The sequence below is a fragment of the Nodosilinea sp. FACHB-131 genome, assembly GCF_014695395.1.
Lineage (GTDB): Bacteria > Cyanobacteriota > Cyanobacteriia > Phormidesmidales > Phormidesmidaceae > Nodosilinea.
Map to the genome: position 1 here is coordinate 453,848 of NZ_JACJOF010000027.1, position 17,853 is coordinate 471,700.

Annotated in this window: 15 protein-coding genes and 3 pseudogenes; 12 read left to right on the plus strand and 6 right to left on the minus strand. The window is 54.4% G+C overall.

What is annotated here, in order from left to right:
* Positions 1-19 precede the first annotated feature (19 nt).
* Complete coding sequence (locus tag H6F75_RS18385; protein WP_190753885.1) at positions 20-1,159, minus strand: hypothetical protein; 1,140 nt, start codon at positions 1,157-1,159, stop codon at positions 20-22.
* Positions 1,160-1,555: 396 nt separating this feature from the next.
* On the opposite strand from H6F75_RS18385, the pseudogene H6F75_RS28865 reads away from it, so the two are divergent.
* Together H6F75_RS28865 and H6F75_RS18395 are read left to right on the plus strand one after the other, a co-directional pair.
* A pseudogene (locus H6F75_RS28865) lies at positions 1,556-2,525 on the plus strand (integron integrase).
* 288 nt (positions 2,526-2,813) lie between these two features.
* Positions 2,814-3,095, plus strand: coding sequence for a hypothetical protein (locus H6F75_RS18395; protein WP_190754210.1), 282 nt, complete (start codon positions 2,814-2,816; stop codon positions 3,093-3,095).
* A 276-nt stretch (positions 3,096-3,371) separates the two neighbouring features.
* Here H6F75_RS18395 and H6F75_RS18400 read toward each other — a convergent pair whose 3' ends face one another.
* The 3 genes and pseudogenes from H6F75_RS18400 to H6F75_RS28225 form a co-directional block, all read right to left on the minus strand.
* Positions 3,372-3,764 (minus strand): DUF4440 domain-containing protein, encoded by a 393-nt coding sequence (locus H6F75_RS18400; protein ID WP_190753886.1) that lies wholly within the window; start codon positions 3,762-3,764, stop codon positions 3,372-3,374.
* An 85-nt stretch (positions 3,765-3,849) separates the two neighbouring features.
* Positions 3,850-5,013, minus strand: a pseudogene (locus H6F75_RS28220) (DUF4912 domain-containing protein); the annotation flags it as partial.
* A gap of 1,002 nt (positions 5,014-6,015) precedes the next feature.
* Positions 6,016-6,822 (minus strand): annotated as a pseudogene (locus H6F75_RS28225) (substrate-binding domain-containing protein); the annotation flags it as partial.
* Between the two features lie 587 nt (positions 6,823-7,409).
* On the opposite strand from H6F75_RS28225, the gene H6F75_RS18410 reads away from it, so the two are divergent.
* The 10 genes from H6F75_RS18410 (at position 7,410) to H6F75_RS18455 (ending at position 17,134) form a co-directional block, all read left to right on the plus strand.
* Positions 7,410-8,837: a folate/biopterin family MFS transporter gene (locus H6F75_RS18410; RefSeq protein ID WP_190753888.1), complete on the plus strand. Its 1,428-nt coding sequence runs from the start codon at positions 7,410-7,412 to the stop codon at positions 8,835-8,837.
* A 106-nt stretch (positions 8,838-8,943) separates the two neighbouring features.
* A complete protein-coding gene (locus H6F75_RS18415; RefSeq protein ID WP_190753889.1) occupies positions 8,944-10,434 on the plus strand; it encodes a carotenoid oxygenase family protein in 1,491 nt (496 codons plus the stop codon).
* Between the two features lie 34 nt (positions 10,435-10,468).
* Positions 10,469-10,915: a MarR family transcriptional regulator gene (locus H6F75_RS18420; protein WP_190753890.1), complete on the plus strand. Its 447-nt coding sequence runs from the start codon at positions 10,469-10,471 to the stop codon at positions 10,913-10,915.
* A 154-nt stretch (positions 10,916-11,069) separates the two neighbouring features.
* Positions 11,070-12,584 carry an FAD-dependent oxidoreductase gene (locus H6F75_RS18425; RefSeq protein ID WP_190753891.1) on the plus strand — a complete coding sequence of 505 codons (1,515 nt, stop codon included), beginning with the start codon at positions 11,070-11,072 and terminating at the stop codon, positions 12,582-12,584.
* A 97-nt stretch (positions 12,585-12,681) separates the two neighbouring features.
* Positions 12,682-13,029 (plus strand): histidine triad nucleotide-binding protein, encoded by a 348-nt coding sequence (locus H6F75_RS18430; RefSeq protein WP_190753892.1) that lies wholly within the window; start codon positions 12,682-12,684, stop codon positions 13,027-13,029.
* A gap of 206 nt (positions 13,030-13,235) precedes the next feature.
* Positions 13,236-14,321: a photosystem II q(b) protein gene (psbA, locus tag H6F75_RS18435; protein WP_190753893.1), complete on the plus strand. Its 1,086-nt coding sequence runs from the start codon at positions 13,236-13,238 to the stop codon at positions 14,319-14,321.
* 174 nt (positions 14,322-14,495) lie between these two features.
* Entirely contained in the window at positions 14,496-14,822 is a 327-nt protein-coding gene (locus H6F75_RS18440; RefSeq protein WP_190753894.1) for a low molecular weight protein tyrosine phosphatase family protein, read from the plus strand.
* 57 nt (positions 14,823-14,879) lie between these two features.
* The gene (locus H6F75_RS18445) at positions 14,880-15,722 is read left to right on the plus strand and encodes a hypothetical protein (RefSeq protein ID WP_199304000.1); all 843 of its coding nucleotides are present in this window, start codon (positions 14,880-14,882) and stop codon (positions 15,720-15,722) included.
* Between the two features lie 86 nt (positions 15,723-15,808).
* Positions 15,809-16,630: a lysophospholipid acyltransferase family protein gene (locus tag H6F75_RS18450; protein WP_206754691.1), complete on the plus strand. Its 822-nt coding sequence runs from the start codon at positions 15,809-15,811 to the stop codon at positions 16,628-16,630.
* Between the two features lie 171 nt (positions 16,631-16,801).
* Entirely contained in the window at positions 16,802-17,134 is a 333-nt protein-coding gene (locus H6F75_RS18455) for a type II toxin-antitoxin system PemK/MazF family toxin (RefSeq protein WP_190753896.1), read from the plus strand.
* A 156-nt stretch (positions 17,135-17,290) separates the two neighbouring features.
* Here H6F75_RS18455 and H6F75_RS18460 read toward each other — a convergent pair whose 3' ends face one another.
* Complete coding sequence (locus H6F75_RS18460; RefSeq protein WP_190753897.1) at positions 17,291-17,623, minus strand: DUF5615 family PIN-like protein; 333 nt, start codon at positions 17,621-17,623, stop codon at positions 17,291-17,293.
* On the minus strand, positions 17,620-17,850 hold the full coding sequence (locus H6F75_RS18465) for a DUF433 domain-containing protein (RefSeq protein WP_190753898.1): 231 nt from the start codon (positions 17,848-17,850) through the stop codon (positions 17,620-17,622). The genes H6F75_RS18460 and H6F75_RS18465 overlap by 4 nt, the downstream gene beginning before the upstream one ends.
* Positions 17,851-17,853 lie beyond the last annotated feature (3 nt).

Consider the following 17,853-nt stretch of genomic DNA (forward strand, 5'->3'; position numbering starts at 1 on the left):
GAGTTGTTAGACTGCTCCGTTATTTCGCAAACACCTGACAACCTAAAATGATGCCTAAGCCGCAAGCGGAGAGAAGAAGTGGATAGGTAATTGAGAAGTTCAACCACTTTTTTCCAAATCGGCTTAGGGAGTTCCCCATCTTATCACCTACTCTTATCAAAGCAATGATACCGAATGTAGATACGCCGAATGAGAATGCCATACACCATTGAGGGACAGAATTAGGAGAGGACAAATATTCCAAAGAGGATGAATTCTGCTCTAACTCTAAAATTCGAGTTAACCATACAGCCCCAGCGAGACAACCAGCAGTAACCACAGAAGTAGCCAAAGCTCCAGCACCAAGAACTACTTCTGCACCAATTCGAGACCAGGCTAAAGATATTGCTATGACTAGAAAAATAACTCCAACTGCAGGACCTAGGTAAAGAATACTTGAACCCCAAGCCGCAGCAAATAGGAAACCGATTAGCATAATTATGCTTCTACTTCCAGCCAAAGCACCAGCTAAAGTTCCTGCTCCCGTGATGAGCAGAGCTAAAATTACAGCTATATCACTAGGTAGAAAACCATTTAAAAATGGCAGTAATCTACCAAAGCTTTCTGGACTTACTGTTTGCTGAAAATGACATAAAGAGTAACCTATAGCTGAATAGCTAAGGAATACACCAATCAACCACCCAATAGGAAAGACTCTTCTTGGGGGTTGTAAGCTTCCCCACGTTAGAAGCGATCGTAGTGTTGCTTTAATTGCTTCATCATCGCTAAGTGAATAGATTTTGTTTTGAAAGGTTTGATTATCACTAGATTGGAATTGCACTTGTCCACTACTGTTGTTAACAGTGACATTAGCAGCACGATTGCTTTTTCCGTCGTCAGAAATGATTTTATTTATCAGACCTGTCGCCTGTGAATCACTTCCAACGTGTAAAAGAGTACTAATCTCTTGAACATTTTTCTCTTCAGCAACTTTTTCTTGCTGCCCTTTCCATGCGATCCAAGCCGATGCAAGAGTAAGAAGAAGTACCGCAATGATACTTAAAGGTTTGAATCGTTCTGGAAGCTCAGGTATCTGGTTGCCAAAGTAACCTAGTAAAGTTCCAATAACAGCAGGAGGCAGAAAAACTTGTACAAAGGGGCTTTTTAAGAGATTACTCATAGGGTTGGATGCTCGACTCCAAGCTGCACATGAGAATTTATCCAATCATATGAAATATAGCTTTTTACATCAATAAGCTGAGGAGCCTGCCCGCCTTACCGACAATTTTCTGAGGATATAGAACTCCAAAAGACAGAACTTAGGCTTCTGTCACCACCAGTCGCCTAGCAGCCTAACTCTTAATTAGAGAGATCCATTCTGCATAACTTTCCTATATGGGTGATTAGGTGAAATGGTATCGGCCTATACGCCCTATACGGATGTGTAGGTGGAAATACGTCAGCATAACTCTCCTATATAGGTGATTAGGCAGAAAGTTTCAGTATAATCAGTCCTTCATTTTGCTGTCTTGAGTGTTTAAGGTTTGTTTACCATCTCTAATTGGTATTTGGCCCTATGCAACCGGAATCTCGTCCCAAAAAGCTGCTTGACCAAGTTTGCGATGCCATTCGTCTGAAGCATTACTCCTACCGCACAGAGCAAGCCTATGTGCAGTGGATTCGTCACTACATTTTGATTCATGACAAGCCCCACCCCAAAGAGATGGGAGTGCCAGAAATTGAAGCCTTTTTAACCCACTTGGCAGTCAAAGAGTGTGTTGCTGCAACCACCCAGAACCAAGTTCTCAGTGCGCTTATCTTTTTATACAAATACGTCTTGCAGCAGCCCTTAGACGACAGGATTGATGCTATTCGGGCTAAACGCTCCCGCAAACTACCAACTGTACTGACTCCAGGTGAGGTTAGATCGGTAATTGAGCAAATATCAGGTGTGCATAGGTTAATCGTTCAACTGCTCTACGGCAGCGGCCTACGGCTACGAGAAGCCATGCAGTTGCGCATTAAGGATGGATTTTCCTCAACACCAAGTTGTGGTGCGAGATGCCAAGGGGCAGGAGAGTCGGATTACGATGTTGCCCACAAGTCTTATTTTCCCTCTCCAAGACCATTTGGAAGACGTACAGCGCACCCATCGACAAGATTTAGATCAGGGCTATGGAGCTGTAACCCTCCCGTTTGCCCTAGCTCGCAAGTATCCTAATGCGAATCGGCAATGGATTTGGCAATTTGTATTTCCTGCTTCGACCCGTTGTCGAGATCCCAGTAGCGGAGCTATCGTCCGTTTTCACTTGCATGAAAGCGGCTTGCAAAAAGCCGTCAAGCAGGCTGTACGCCAAGCTGGAATCCAAAAGCGGGTCGGTTGCCACACGTTCCGCCACAGCTTTGCAACTCACCTATTAGAGAACGGTTATGACATCCGCACTATTCAAGAGCTGTTGGGCCACAAAGATGTGAAAACCACCATGATTTACACCCATGTTTTGAATCGAGGTGGACTGGGAGTGAGAAGCCCATTGGATAGCTAAGCCTGCCTTCAACAACTACCTTTAATACGGTTGACGGGGAGCTTTTGTAACAGTACTCTCTTACGTTAAGCCGTTCGAGCAGAGCGGTGTTCAGCACAGAACTCGAAAATCTTGGCGCTGCCGGAAGGTGTTTGCACCACCAACCGACAGCTAACCCCGCAAATCTACGCCGCAGATTGCGAGGCTAGGCTCATGGTACCCTAGCCCCTTCAGTTTGCACTTGCGCTGCGGGTGGCTAGGGTTTTCGCGTTCTGTTTCTTCCGTACCCAATACAAGGAAACAGAACCGATGTTTGACTATCAAGAGCCCGATGCTAACGACAACCCAGACAACCAAGAGGCCCCTTCCCTACCGCTGCCGCCATCTGGTGCAAACACCAAAGGGAGACAGCCCCTCAACCCCGAAAAAGTGCGCCACCTGCTCTACGGCAGTCTGGCCGCCATAGACCGCACCATCAAGATCCTCCACGCCCTCGGCTATGCCGACCCCAACGACTGGAGCGAGCCCATGCCTACCGAAAAACCCAACCAGTGGATGGCAATTTTGACCAAAACGCTGCTGATTGCATAGCACCACTAGATCCAAGTCCAGGTTCTCGCTCGTAGCAGCGCGGTCAGCTTAATTTGTAGGTTGGTGTTGAGGCTCGGCGAAACCCAAAAGCTCCTCAACGGAGTTGGGTTTTCACTGCGTTCAACCCAATCTACAAAGCTGTAGTAACTACACTCAAAATACCTCTCCCATCCCACGTTGGAGAGGGACTTTGAGCGACTTCCGGCTCCCCTCTCCCCCCTAGGAGAGGGGCTGGGGGAGAGGGCTAGCAGAGACCTTGCGATCTACTGAGAATGGTCAAGTTACCGATTGGTCAAAAGAGTCTGTGGGCGTACCCTGATGAAACACCATTTGCCAGCCTGTTGAACCGAGACGCCAAATTGATGAGCGGTTCGTATGACGAAACAACTCTCCTGACAAACTCCTATGGGCTGACCGATAGGTGAGTAAGACAATTGAGTCTGCAAGCTCATGCACAGCAAAGTCTTGAGCATGGATCTGTGGTGCTTCCGTCTCTAGGGGCAATCTGGCCAGTATGTCATTGCGCGTGTAGGACGCTCCTGATCGACCAAACTCCCTAAAATCAATAGCAAGCAGTTGCTCAAGGCGCTCTCGATCAGCTCGGCACTGCGGCTGATGAAGTTCGCACTCTAGTTCGCGGAGAATGGCCAGCAACGACATCTGAGTCATGGGGTTTCTCCCTGACTTTGGGTGAAAAACTATCGATCAGCTTCACACGCTAGGCCATTCATCGGTGAGAAACTATCGATCAGCTTTACACGCTAGGCCATTCATCTTGGGCTTCGTCTTTTGTATTGGTGTTGCGATCGAGGGTTTGGCGCTCAAAGGTCATGTGAATATTGCGGTTCTGTTCCCCGTCTGCCGCCACCGCCATGATTGGGTAGTCAAGGGTGCCGTCTTGGAAGGAAACCTGGAAGCGGAAGGTGCCGTCTTCACTGAGCTGAATGGGGTTACCGGCGATGGTTACGGTGGCATCGGGTTCCGTAGCGCCGTAGACAATCAGTTCAGCATCGGCCACTAGCCAAAACTTGCGTGGCCGAATGGGTGGTGCAGAAGCCGAAAAGCCTGCCCCGGACATGGTCAGACCAGCAATCCCAGACATGGAAAGACTACCAAGGCCCGACATTGTCAGGCCAGGAAATTCTGCCGTTGGTCCAGGGAAGCCAGAGAAGGTAAAGCCCGACACTCCGGACATGGTCGGACCGGGACCCATTGCCGCCGCGCCCAGACCCGCTCCCGACGGGAACACGAAGGAGCTGATGGAGGGTGCTACAGACCCAGCCACATGCTGCATTGAGCCAAACAGAGAGCCGTCAACGCGCAGAGTTTCACCGCCCTGGGCCAAGGCATAGAGCTGTTCGTGCAGACCGCCGGTATCGGCTCTCTTAACGCGAGGGTCGACCAGGGTCATGATGGTCTTGCCGCGCAGGTTTTCGTCCCAAATGACGGTGAGGAAATGTTCTTCTGTCCAGTCGGAGGGGTAAACGGGGGGCACGCGAATGGTGTTAGAGCGGGCCAGCACCAGCCAGTGGCCATCGCCCGTCAGGTAGCCAATCTCGACCTGGTAGTCGCGATCGCTCACCGGAATCTGCATATACCACTCGCGGGCCAGCTCGTCACAGCCCACCTGTTGCAGGCTGTGGGGAGCTTGACTATCCAGATTGATGCCGGTGACGTCATATAACCGTAGGGCTAGATGTTCTCCCCCCTGACGGCGCAGCTCTTCTTTGTGAACGTTGGGCGTATCCCAGTAAGCGTAGGCCCATTGGGGGTCACGGGGCATGAGCACGATGCGGCTTTCGCCATAGCCGTCGGGCAGGGGCGGCAGGCCGTCATCAATAGTAGACAGATCCAAATCGCCTTCAGCCGGTCGACCAATTACGTTATATTTACTAGCCTCAACGGCAGACTGATCTTCGGTACTGGCCAACGATGCTGCGGCCCCAGCCGCCAAGCCTGCAAGCCCGAGCGACATGGGAACAGCAGCGGGCATGGCCGGTTCAGGATCCGGGGTTACTGCCAGTTCGGGGACAGAGGGCACTTCATCCACAGCGATCGGTTCAGGCTCTGGGGGAACTATGGCCGGTTCGGGGGCCGGGGGCACCTCATCTACAGTGACAATTTCAGGTTCAGGTGGCGCGACCGGATCAGGTTCGGGAAGATCGACAACCGGCGCAGGCGCTTCTGGCACAGCGGCCGCCGCAGCCAAGCCTGCGATTCCCAGCGTCATGGGAACAGCAGCGGACACGATCGAATCAGGCTCTGGGGGAACTATTGCCGGTTCAGGGGCCGAGGGTACTTCATCGACAGCGACAATTTCAGGTTCAGGTGCGGGTGGCACGACTGGAGCAGGTTCGGGAAGATCGACGACTGGCGCGGGCGCTTCTGGCACAGCAGCGGCTATAGGCCCATCTACTGGAATAAGTTCATCTACTGGACCAAGTTCATCTACTGCAACTGGCGCGGGCGCTTCTGGCACAGCGGCGGCTATAGGCTCATCTACTGGAATAGATTCATCTACTGCCACGGGCGACACCACAACTGGTTCAACTGGGGGAGGCGCAACAGTAGGATCAACTGGCGTTGGCAAAGGATGTTCGGTGGCGGGAGGAGCGACGACAGGGGTGCTATCGCCAGGCGTCAAACCGCGTCTGCTGCGACCGATCGCCCAGGCCAACCCACCCAGAGCCGCCAAAGGCAGCAGCAGCCACCACCAGGGAAAGCCAGCGTTGTTGTCGGCTACCGGGGCCGGATCGGCCGGAGCCGCGGTAGCAGCGGGGTCTGTCTCACCAGGGGCAGGAGCCGCCGCTGGGGTTTCTTCGGCAGCGGGGGAGCCTGGGGCGGTCACCCCTGCCGCCACCTCTCCCACCTCAGCAACCTGAGCCGCAGCTAAGGCCGATTGCCCGGTGGAGGAGGTGGCGTAGCCTAAAAAGGCAGCTACTGCGGGGCTAGGTTCACCTTTATAGACAAAGTAGCGGGGTTGCGAATAGGGATAGCGGGGGTCGTCGGGTAGGGTCTGGTGCATGGGCACGATTTTGACCGCCGGCTGATCGGTGACATGGGGCGCGATCGCATAGCTAATGCCGTCGTCGTTCAACGCCTGAATCACCGCTGCCGTGTCATCTTCAGCGACTGTGTCGGTAGTAGGGCCAGCCTCAAACGAAGCGCCGCGAAAAACCTCGTACTGGCTCAGCGAACGGCGAGTGTCGCTGTCTTCAGGCCGATCGACAAAGCGAATTGGACCAGGCTCTCCACCGACTTCAGCCCAGTCGGTAATTTCACCGCGAAACATGCCGGCAAACTGCTCAAATGTCAGATTGCCGTTGAAGGGGTTGTCGGCACCAACGACAATGGCTATTTTGGCCCGCTCTAGGGCAACGGTATTTAAGTCTTGTGCCTGCTCTTCCTCTGTCAGGGGACGCCCGATCGCCGCTAGGTCAGTGTCGCCATCGATCAACGCCGCGATCGCGCCATCGCTGTTGGTCACCTCCACGCCCACTTCAGTGCCGTCGTAGGCAGCCTCAAACTCCTGCTTGAGGGCATCGGCTGCAAAGCCCAAGTTTGGGGAACTCTGAATCGAGAGGGTAGTTTCGGAGGGTACGGTTTCGGGCAGCGAAAAAGCCGGGCTCTGGACCACTTGGGCTAGGGCAAAGTTCCTCAGCTCGGGATGGGCGGCGGGGCTCAGGACAAACAGTGCGGCAACGAGAAGCTTGACTGAATACTGCATCGCTTGGCGGGGGAGGCAAAGAACGGGAGGCTAGGCAAATATACCAAGTCCATAGGCACAACAGGCTGATGCTGTCTCGCAGAACCCGTTGATTGACCCAGATTTGGTGCGTACCCGAGAATTACGCTCAACTATTGCAGCATTCGCCAGGGGAGTCAATGGTTGAGGGCCAGCGGCAGTCAAAGGCAAATTTTGGCTCTAAATCCCTAAATATGGCGAAAAATCAGCTCCTTCAGCAGCCCGAAATAGCTGTGTGACGCTAGACGCTACGAACCTATCGACAGCGTGGGCTAGGTCAGACCTCACAACCTATGCTCGGCAATTTTCTCAAAAATCACTCGACAAGGTTTCTCTGCTGTCTCAGCTGTGCCGTTTATCTCTCAACCAAAAGGTTCATGCAGAAGGTTGCGACAAGGTACTTCACGCCTCAGTTCAGGTGGCGGCTGTACCGGGTTTTTGCCCCCTCGCTAGACCCGCTGAGAACGGTCACCGCCCTACCCACCCGCAACCAGCGGGTTATCATGGGAAAAACCATTGACATTTCTTAACAAATTTCAGCACGTTTATTTAGCAAGACTGATTTATTCATGACGGCTTCCTCCCCCACTTCTAGCGGCATCAAGGGTTTTGTGGAGCAGCGCCTTCTGCTTGGCCAGCCCCTAACCTCAGAACTGGCCGCCATTTTGCTGGTGTACTTCGTACAGGGCATCTTGGGCCTAGCGCGGCTAGCGGTGAGCTTTTTTCTCAAAGACGACCTGGGCCTCACCCCTGCCGAGGTAGCTGCTCTCAGCGGTATCGCCACCCTGCCCTGGACGATCAAGCCCGTATTTGGCCTGCTGTCGGATGGATTGCCGATCTTCGGCTACCGACGGCGGCCCTACCTGATCCTTTCTGGGCTGTTGGGTGCGGGAGCGTGGCTAGCGCTAGCTACGGTGGTGCAGACGGGATGGGCTGCGATCGCAGCCATCACCCTCAGCTCCCTCTCCGTTGCCGTTAGCGATGTAATTGTGGATTCTCTCGTGGTAGAGCGGGCCCGGGGTGAATCCCTTGGCAACGCTGGCACGCTGCAATCCCTCGCTTGGGGCACCTCGGCGGTAGGGGGCTTACTGACAGCCTATCTGGGGGGAGCGCTGCTCCAGCACATCAGCACCCGCACCGTATTTGGCATCACCGCCACTTTTCCGCTGATTGTGTCGCTAGTCGCGGTGCTCATCATCGAAGACCCGGTCGATTCGCCTAGCTGGGCGGTGGTAGGCAACCAGGTCAAACAGCTTTGGCAAGCCGTCCGCCAGCGGGCGATCTGGATGCCCGCTCTATTCTTATTCCTGTGGCAGGCTACCCCCACCGCCGATGCTGCCTTCTTTTTCTTCACGACCAACGATTTAGGCTTTCAACCCGAGTTTTTGGGCCGGGTGCGGTTGGTCACCAGTCTGGCCGCCCTCCTGGGCATCTGGGTCTTTCAGCGGTTTTTGCGCACGGTGCCCTTTCGCACCATTTTTGCCTGGTCTACGGTGCTTTCCAGCGTGCTCGGCATGAGCATGCTGTTGCTGGTCACCCACGCCAACCGCAACTTGGGCATTGGCGACGAGTGGTTTAGCCTCGGCGATAGTTTAGTGCTCACCGTGATGGGTGAAATTGCCTTCATGCCAGTGCTGGTGCTGTCGGCGCGGCTCTGCCCCCCCGGCGTAGAGGCCACCCTGTTTGCGCTGCTGATGTCGGTGGTCAACCTAGCCGGGCTGCTCTCCCACGAGTTGGGAGCAGTGCTAACCCACTGGCTCAGCGTCACAGAGACCAACTTCGACAACCTTTGGAAACTGGTGCTGATCACCAATCTCACCACGCTGCTGCCCCTACCTCTGCTGTTTTTGCTGCCCAATACCTCATCCCAAGGAGTTGGCGATCGCGGCGAAGACCATACAGAAAGCCTTCCCCCGGCAGATACGCCCCTGGGTTCAACCAGTTTATTCTCAACCCATGTCACTGAGCACCCAGTAACCGTAGGCGAGCGAGAGTGACGGATAGAAACTGTTGCATCGCTTCGTGGATGCACCCCACAGTTTTCTCCCCATCTCCCTGGCCTCCTGATCTCCCCTATCTCCCTTACTCCTCAACTACCCCACCATGACTGCGACCCAACCCCGTCCCACCGCCGCCACCTTCTCCGTCGAAGACTGGGGCAGCGGCTACCGCTCCCAACCCCATGAGTACAGCTACTGGATCGACGATATTGAGGGCACCATCCCTGCCGATCTAGAGGGCACTCTGTTTCGTAACGGTCCTGGCCTGCTTGATACCCACGGCCACCCTGTCAAGCACCCCTTCGACGGCGACGGCATGATCAGCAGCATTGCCATTCAGGGCGGACGGGCCTACTTTCGCAACCGCTTTGTGCGCACGGAGGGCTACGTAGCTGAGCAGCAGGCAAAAAAACCGCTCTACAGAGGCGTCTTTGGCACCCAGAAGCCCGGTGGCCCCTTGGCAAATGCCTTTGACCTCAAGCTGAAAAACATCGCCAACACCAACATTGTCTACTGGGCCGACAAGCTGCTGGCCCTGTGGGAAGCTGCCGAACCCCATCGGTTGGATCCTTCTACCCTCGACACCTTGGGGCTGGACTACCTGAACGGCTTGATTGCTCCCGGTGGTTCCTTCACGGCCCATCCTAAGCTTGACCCTGGCCACCATGGCGACCAGCGGCTGGTGGGTTTCTCGGTTAAGACCGGCCTTTCCAGCACCATTACTCTCTACGAACTCGACGCCCAGGGCAATGCTCTCAGCCAGCACAGCCACAGCATTCCTGGCTTCGCTTTCATCCATGACTTTGCCCTTACCCCTAGCTACGCCATCTTCTTCCAAAACCCGGTGAGCTTTGGACCCCTGCCCTTCTTGCTGGGGTTCAAAGGGGCGGCAGAATGCATTAACTTCAATCCCAAGCAGCCCACCAAAATTCTGCTGGTGCCTCGCAACGGCGACCCTATGCAGGTGATAGAGACCGATCCCTGCTTTGTGTTTCACCATGCTAATGCCTTTGAACAAGACGGCCAGGTGATTATCGACTCCGTTTGCTACGAAAATTTCCCGTCTCTAGACGGCAGCGACTACCTTGAGGTTGACTTTGACCACGTTCCGGCTGGGCAGCTCTGGCGCTTTACAGTAAACGTAGCGGCAGGCACCACCCAGGTCGACACGCTGCTCTCCCGCTGTGTGGAGTTCCCCACCCTACACCCCGACGCCCTGGGTCAGCCCTACCGACATCTATTTATAGGAACAGCCCATGGGTCTAAGGGCAATGCCCCGCTGCAAGCCCTGCTCAAGCTCGACACCCACACGGGTGAAACCCAGCTCTGGAGCGCTGCCCCACGCGGGTTTATGGGCGAGCCCCTGTTTGTGCCCCGCCCGCAGGGCCAAGGGGAGGATGACGGTTGGGTGCTGGTGCTGATGTACAACGCCGAGCGCCGCTGCTCTGATTTGGTGATTTTAGAAGGGCGCGATATTACCGCTGGTCCTGTGGCCCGGCTCAAGCTACCTCACCACGTGCCCTATGGCCTGCACGGTAACTTTGTGCCCCACTACTTTGGCCCAGACCGCAGCCTAGAGGAAGCTCGGGGTTAGAATCAACCTAACTAGAACTGTATGGGTTGTGCCGATGGCCTCTGCTTCCCCTGCTCAAGCTGCCCAGGAGCCCTTTATTGCGGTAATGCGAGAGCTGGCACGGGCCTATCAGGCGTTTTCGGCCTACTCTGACGCCCATGTGCGGCAGTTTGATCTGACCCCCGCTCAGTTTGATGTCATTGCTACCCTGGGTAACACCCAGGGCATGACCATGGGCGACATTGGCGAAAAAACGCTGATTACTAAGGGCACTCTGACCGGGGTGGTCGATCGCCTAGTGCAGAAGCAGCTAGTGCAGCGATCGACCCCGGCAGACAATCGGCGCAGCGTCATTGTGCAGCTGACGCCCGAGGGAAACCGGGTGTTTGAGGACGTGTTTCCAGCCCATATTGCTCACCTTAGAGCGCGCTTTGACCATCTAGATGCGGACAATATGGAGCAGTTGCGGGTGCTGCTAGGGCAGCTGCGGCAGGCGTTTTAGCGATGAGCTGCTTATTCACCACACGTTCCTAATCACCTTGGCCAAAGGACGAAGTCATCTATTCGAAGGCGCAGACCGATCCTCGCCCTAGGAGTGAGGGAGGTAACAGCGAAGTTTAAGAGGATCAGTAATCTCCCCAATCTGGTTTTCTGCTATGACTCGTACCGGAAGGCATATTTCTTACTGGATTGATTCGACATTGCCTTCTACCTACCCGGCTCTGAGTCAGGATGTGACGGTAGATGTGGCCATTGTGGGCGCTGGGCTGGCGGGAGTGATCACTGCCAAGCTGCTCAAGCAGGCTGGAAAGACCGTGGCGCTGATTGAAGCCGATCGCATTGGGCAAGGCACTTCGGGCCACACCACCGCCAAAGTGTCTGCCCTACAACAGCTGATCTACGCGGATCTAATTGCCCAGCACGGTACCGAGAAAGCCCGGCTCTACGGAGAGTCGAACCAGGCCGCGATCGCCCGCCTAGCCGAGTTAGTCGCCGCCGAAAACGTTGACTGCGACTTTGAACGCAAAGCTAACTACACCTTCGCTACCGATCAAGCCGGGCTCGAACAGATCAAAGACGAAGTCGAAGCCGCCTCGGCCATTGGGCTACCGGTCAAGTTTGTCGAGAGCGTAGACCTGCCACTGTCGGTCACCGGAGCCATCATGCTGCCCGATCAGGCGCAGTTTCACCCGCGCAAGTTCATGCTGGCGATCGCAGCCACCCTGCCCGGCAACGGCAGCCATGTCTTTGAGCAAACCCGAGTAGACACGGTTAAAGATGACGGCCCTGGCCGCGTCATTACCCAAAACGGGCCTACGGTCACTGCTCAAGATGTGGTGGTTACCACCAACCCGTCCATTCTGGATATTGGGCTTTTCTTTGCCAAGAGCTATCCACAGCGGTCTTATCTAGTTAGTGGGCACATCGACGCTAGCCGGGCACCTCAAGGCATGTATATTGGCGTGGGCGAAGGCTACCGCTCCATTCGCACTGCCCGTACCGACGGCGGCGGGCTGCTGCTGCTAGTTGGCGGTGAGGGTCACAAAGTTGGCCAAGATGATGCCACCGACGAACACTACCAGCGTTTGGAAGACTTTCTGCGCCACCAGTTTAAGGTTGAACCCGCCTATCGCTGGTCCAGCCAAGACTATAAATCCTTTGACAAGCTGCCCTACATCGGCAAGCTCACCTTGACCCACCAGCACACCTACGTCGCCACCGGGTTTAGCCTCTGGGGCATGACCAAGTCGGTAATCGCGGGCATGGTGCTGACAGACAGCATTTTGGGGCATAGGCACCCTTGGACAGACCTTTACGACGCCACCCGCCCGACGCCCTTGGTCACCAAAACCTCGATTCAGCAAAATTTGGATGTCGGGTCGCACTGGGTGGGCGATCGCTTCAAGGGCCTGTTTGATTCCACCGATAGCGTCAACCCTGGAGAAGGCAAACTTGTCACCCACAAAGGGGCGAAAGTTGCCGCCTACCGCGACGACAACGGTCAGCTGCACACCGTTTCCGCTGTGTGCCCCCACCTGGGCTGCATCGTCGCCTGGAATCAGGCCGAGAAAAGCTGGGATTGCCCCTGCCACGGCTCCCGCTTTAGCTGCGACGGCAAGATTCTCCATAGCCCCACCGTCAAACCGCTGGAGCAGAAAGCCTGTAATTAACTCTCGGCACATCGTTTCCTATGACCTTACTGAGGCAACGCACCACCACTCTCAGGCCCATGCGACAATAGCGGCGTCTTTTAGCCCAGCTTTTCCCATGAGTGGCGACACTATCTTTGGCAAAATTATCCGCAAAGAGATTCCGGCCAATATTGTCTACGAGGATGATCTCTGCCTAGCCTTTACTGACATCACGCCTCAAGCTCCCACCCACATTCTGGTCATCCCCAAAAAGCCCATCCCAAACTTGTCGGAGGCAACCTCTGAAGATAAAGAACTGTTGGGACATCTATTGCTGACCATTAAGCAGGTAGCCGATCAGGCCGGTCTAACTGAAAACGGCTATCGAGTGGTGATCAACACCGGCAACGACGGTGGGCAAACCGTTTTCCATCTGCACTTACACCTGCTTGGCGGACGTAGCTTAGATTGGCCACCGGGCTAAGTTATTTACTTTTGTGCAACGAAATAAACTTTCTTTTCTCAGCGTTTTTTGTAGAAAGGAGAAACTTTACACTGCATAGGAGTGAGTCATTATGCCAAGTTCAGCTCGGGGCTTTAGCTTTCCGAAAATATTTTTTACTTCTGGGCTTGGATTTCTAGTGGCGCATTTATCATCCATTTTTCGTTGTTATTCATTGGACTCTTACTATGACTACTTCTCTTCGCGCCCGCGATAGTGCGGGAGCCTGGGAGCAGTTTTGTCAGTGGGTTACCAGCACCGAGAACCGCCTGTATGTGGGCTGGTTCGGCGTGCTGATGATCCCTACACTGCTCTCCGCAACCATCTGCTTTGTGATCGCCTTTATCGCCGCTCCTGCGGTAGATATTGACGGCATCCGTGAGCCGGTTGCCGGTTCTCTGATGTACGGCAACAACATCATCTCCGGTGCGGTTGTGCCTTCTTCTAACGCCATCGGCCTGCACTTCTACCCCATCTGGGAAGCTGCTTCCCTCGATGAGTGGCTGTACAACGGTGGTCCTTACCAATTGGTGATTTTCCACTTCCTCATTGGCATCTTTGCCTACATGGGTCGCCAGTGGGAACTGAGCTACCGTCTCGGTATGCGTCCCTGGATCTGCGTCGCTTACTCTGCACCGCTGTCTGCGGCTGTGGCCGTCTTCTTGATCTACCCCTTGGGTCAAGGCTCCTTCTCCGACGGTATGCCTCTGGGTATCTCCGGTACCTTCAACTTCATGCTGGTGTTTCAGGCTGAGCACAACATTCTGATGCACCCCTTCCACATGCTGGGTGTCGCGGGTGTGTTCGGTGGCTCCCTGTTCTCCGCCATGCACGGTTCACTCGTTACCAGTTCTCTGGTGCGTGAGACCACCGAGACCGAGTCTCAGAACTACGGCTACAAGTTTGGTCAAGAAGAAGAGACCTACAACATCGTTGCAGCCCACGGCTACTTCGGTCGGTTGATCTTCCAATACGCCAGCTTCAACAACAGCCGTTCGTTGCACTTCTTCTTGGGTGCATGGCCTGTGATTGGCATCTGGTTCACCTCCATGGGCATCAGCACCATGGCGTTCAACCTCAACGGGTTCAACTTCAACCAGTCGATCCTTGACTCACAAGGTCGTGTGATTGGCACCTGGGCGGATGTGATCAACCGGGCGAACCTGGGTATGGAAGTGATGCACGAGCGCAATGCTCACAACTTCCCCCTCGACCTAGCTTCGGCTGGTGAGGCTACCCCCGTTGCACTACAAGCTCCTGTAATCAACGGCTAGGTTCTGAATTTGGGCGAGGTTAGCGCCTCGCCCATCCTGTGAACAGGTCGAATGAAGGTATGAAACGCTCCAGAATTCTGGGGCGTTTTTTGTTGGTGAAATGTGGCCATCATGAGGGAACCCTTCAAAAGACTGTTAGAAAGGCAATTCCTTGATTCAAGTAGATCGCTGTCTATGAAATTGTTGTTTGTTTGCAGTCGTAACCGATTGCGCAGCCCTACCGCTGAAGCTGTATTTGCAGAATATGACGGGTTAGAAGTGGATTCAGCCGGGTTGAATCGGGAGGCAGAGATGCCGTTAACCAGCGAAGCTATCCAGTGGGCAGACGTGATCTTTGTAATGGAGCCGTCTCACCGCAGTCAGCTATCAAAGAAATTTCGGCCTTGGCTGAAGCAAAAACGGGTGATCTGCTTAGATATTCCGGACAAATACGGATATATGGATCCAACTTTAATAGAGTTGCTAAAGCAAAAGGTACTGCCGCTACTGGGAACTTTCTAAGAGCAGTGAGTAGTAAGCGATACATCGCTCAGGCTTGAGCGGTTTGGCTACGGAACTATGGCTGAATGGACTATGGCGCAGTTTCCCCCTCGTATTCATATTCTGCTAGCCAGCCACGCTCCCGTTGGCCTAGTGATTCGTAGGGGGCCGTCGAAGCGCGTAGCGACTATGCTTTGGGATCGCGATCGCGACACCTTTCACCTTGGCCAATGGCTCAAGGGCCGCATCTATGAACGCCGCAGCGATATCTCACTCGACGGCAAACATCTTATCTATTTTGCTATGAACGGTAAATGGCAGTCGGAGTCGCGGGGGGCATGGACGGCAATTTCGCAAGTGCCTTATTTGAAGGCGATCGCATTTTTCCCGAAGGGTGACTGCTGGCACGGCGGGGGTCTGTGGACTGGGAAGACAAAATATTGGCTGAATGACGGCTATGGCCACTCCGGCTCGCTCAACCCATCGTCTCTGCAACGGGACACCCAGTATCAACCCAAAGGCGGCTGCGGTGGCGAATGCCTGAGCGTGTATTACCCACGCCTGCTGCGGGACGGTTGGACCTGGGTAGAGCGCATCAAGGTTGGACAGTGGCAGGACAAAGACATTTTTGAGAAGCCCGTCAGTCAGGGCTGGACGCTGCGCAAAATTGCCCATGCAGAAGTTGGCGCTCCGGTGGGCAAGGGCTGCTATTGGGATGAGCATGAATTGATTGGCCCTGATGCCGCCACAACCATAGCTTGCCCAACCTGGGAGTGGGCCGAGATGGACAACCAACGGCTCGTCTGGGCAGCTGCGGGCAAGCTTTACGCAGCCCAAGTTTGCAAAGATGGATTGAGAAATGAAACTGTGTTATTTGACTTCAATGACATGATGTTTGAAGCCATTGAGGCTCCGTACTAGTTCTAGATAGCATTTAGTAATACAATGCAGTCGCCTATATACGGTCAGGAAATACCGATTAAATGAGGAATTACGGCCTTAAGGCGATGCAGAAACCAGGCTGGTCATTAGATCGTCGTGATCCTCAGTTTATTGAAGCCTTTCAGCCGGTTTGGGCTTGGCTATACGAGCATTATTTTCACGTTCAGACCCAAGGGTGGGAGCAGATTCCTGAGGGTCAGATCATGCTGGTGGGCTCTCACAATGGCGGGTTAGGGGCACCCGACATGTTTATGATGGTCTACGATTGGGTGCGGCGCTTTGGCACCGATCGCATTGTCTACGGTCTGATGCATCCTAAGGTGTGGCAAGCCTGCCCAGCTGTGGCTAGTCTGGCCGAACGTGCTGGAGCGATCGCCGCTCACCCGAAAACAGCCCTGGCCGCCCTCGATCGCGGTGCCAGCATTTTGGTGTATCCCGGCGGGGCACAGGATGTTTTTCGTCCGTTTTACCAGCGCGATCAGATTCAGCTGGGCAATCGCAAGGGGTTTGTCAAAATTGCCATTCAGCGCCATATTCCCGTCGTGCCTGTGGTCTCCTGGGGTGCCCACGAAACGCTGCTGGTACTGGCCGACATCTATCCCCTCGTAGAGCGCCTCCACCAACTGGGCATGCCCTGGCTGCTGGGTATCGATCCGGAGGTATTTCCTGTTTACCTGGGGCTGCCTTGGGGCGTTGCGTTTGGGCCATTGCCAAACATTCCCTGGCCTCGCCCCATAGCTACCTATGTGGGCGCGCCGATCTATTTTGAGCGCTATGGGGCAGAGGCGGCGCGCGATCGCACCTACGTCGATGCCTGCTACTGGCAGGTGCACCACAAAATGCAGCACGACCTCAATCACCTGATTGATAAGCAAACTCGCAAATGAGGACAAACGCCTCAGATACAGATGGATTGTGCTGCTCCCGGTAAAGCCATTTCCTAAATCGCCTGCATTTCGGAATTGGTTGCCCCAGAGGGTTGTCCTGGGGTCGGGATTGAGGCGTGGTGGCTATCCGAATTCACCCAAGGGGCCTAATTCACTTAAAGAGGAACAGCCATGTTGATCAACCGCGGCGATATCTATTGGGTCACGCTTGATTCCGCCATCCCTCACCCCTATGTCATCCTGCAGGACGACCTATTCAACCACAGCCACCTCCCCACCGTCGTCGCCTGCGCCCTCACTACCAACCACAAGCGCATAAGCCTTCCCGGCAACGTGGCCCTCGAGGCTGGCGAGGCCGGCCTACCGAAACGAAGCTTTGTCGAGGCGGGAAAACTCACATCGCTGCAAAAAACCCAACTCGGCCCCTATATCGGCACTCTTGCCGAGGCACGGGTGGTCGAGATCCTCGACGGCATCCGGTTCCTTCAACGAATTACCCGATGAGCACTGCTGCCAAGTAGGTGGCCCAACTCCTTTGCGCCACCTCAAATTTTGATATCAAAGGCCAATTCGTTTTGAATGGTCTCTGCGAGCGCGCCTCTTAACTCAAGCGTTAGCTGACTTCAGCAGCTGCCCATCATGCCTGATAAGACTAAAAAATTAATGTAATTCTAAGCAGTGCAATGCGGTCTCGCATAAAAGTGATTGAATTGCTCGCTCTCCAGAGCGCAGTAACGCTTCAACTTGGCTAGTTGGCGCATTACCACATCGCAACCACACCACCTTAGGCGGAGCCCCATACAGCCGGCTTCTCTCTGGAAAATCAGCATCCTTGGTCACGATACAGAAATCATTAAATTTAGCAAAGTTCCAAATTTCGGTATCTGTCCTCTCGGCAAGACCCTTAAGCTGCACGTGGCTAGCTTCCGGAAAAATATCAGCCAATCGATCAACCAGCTTTCGACTTAGGTCTTGGTCAAACAGCAGTTTCAAGCAGCACTCACTGAAGCAACTAAACGATGATCACGGTCAGCCGCAAACTCCAAACAGGCCCTAATATCGACTTCCGTCAGCTCTGGGAAATCATCGATGATTTCAGCCATCGACATGCCAGCGGCTAACCAACCCAGCACATCGTAAACCGTAATTCGCATACGGCGAATGCAGGGTCTGCCGCCGCGCTTATCGGGCTCGATCGTAATAATGTCGCGATAGCTCATATG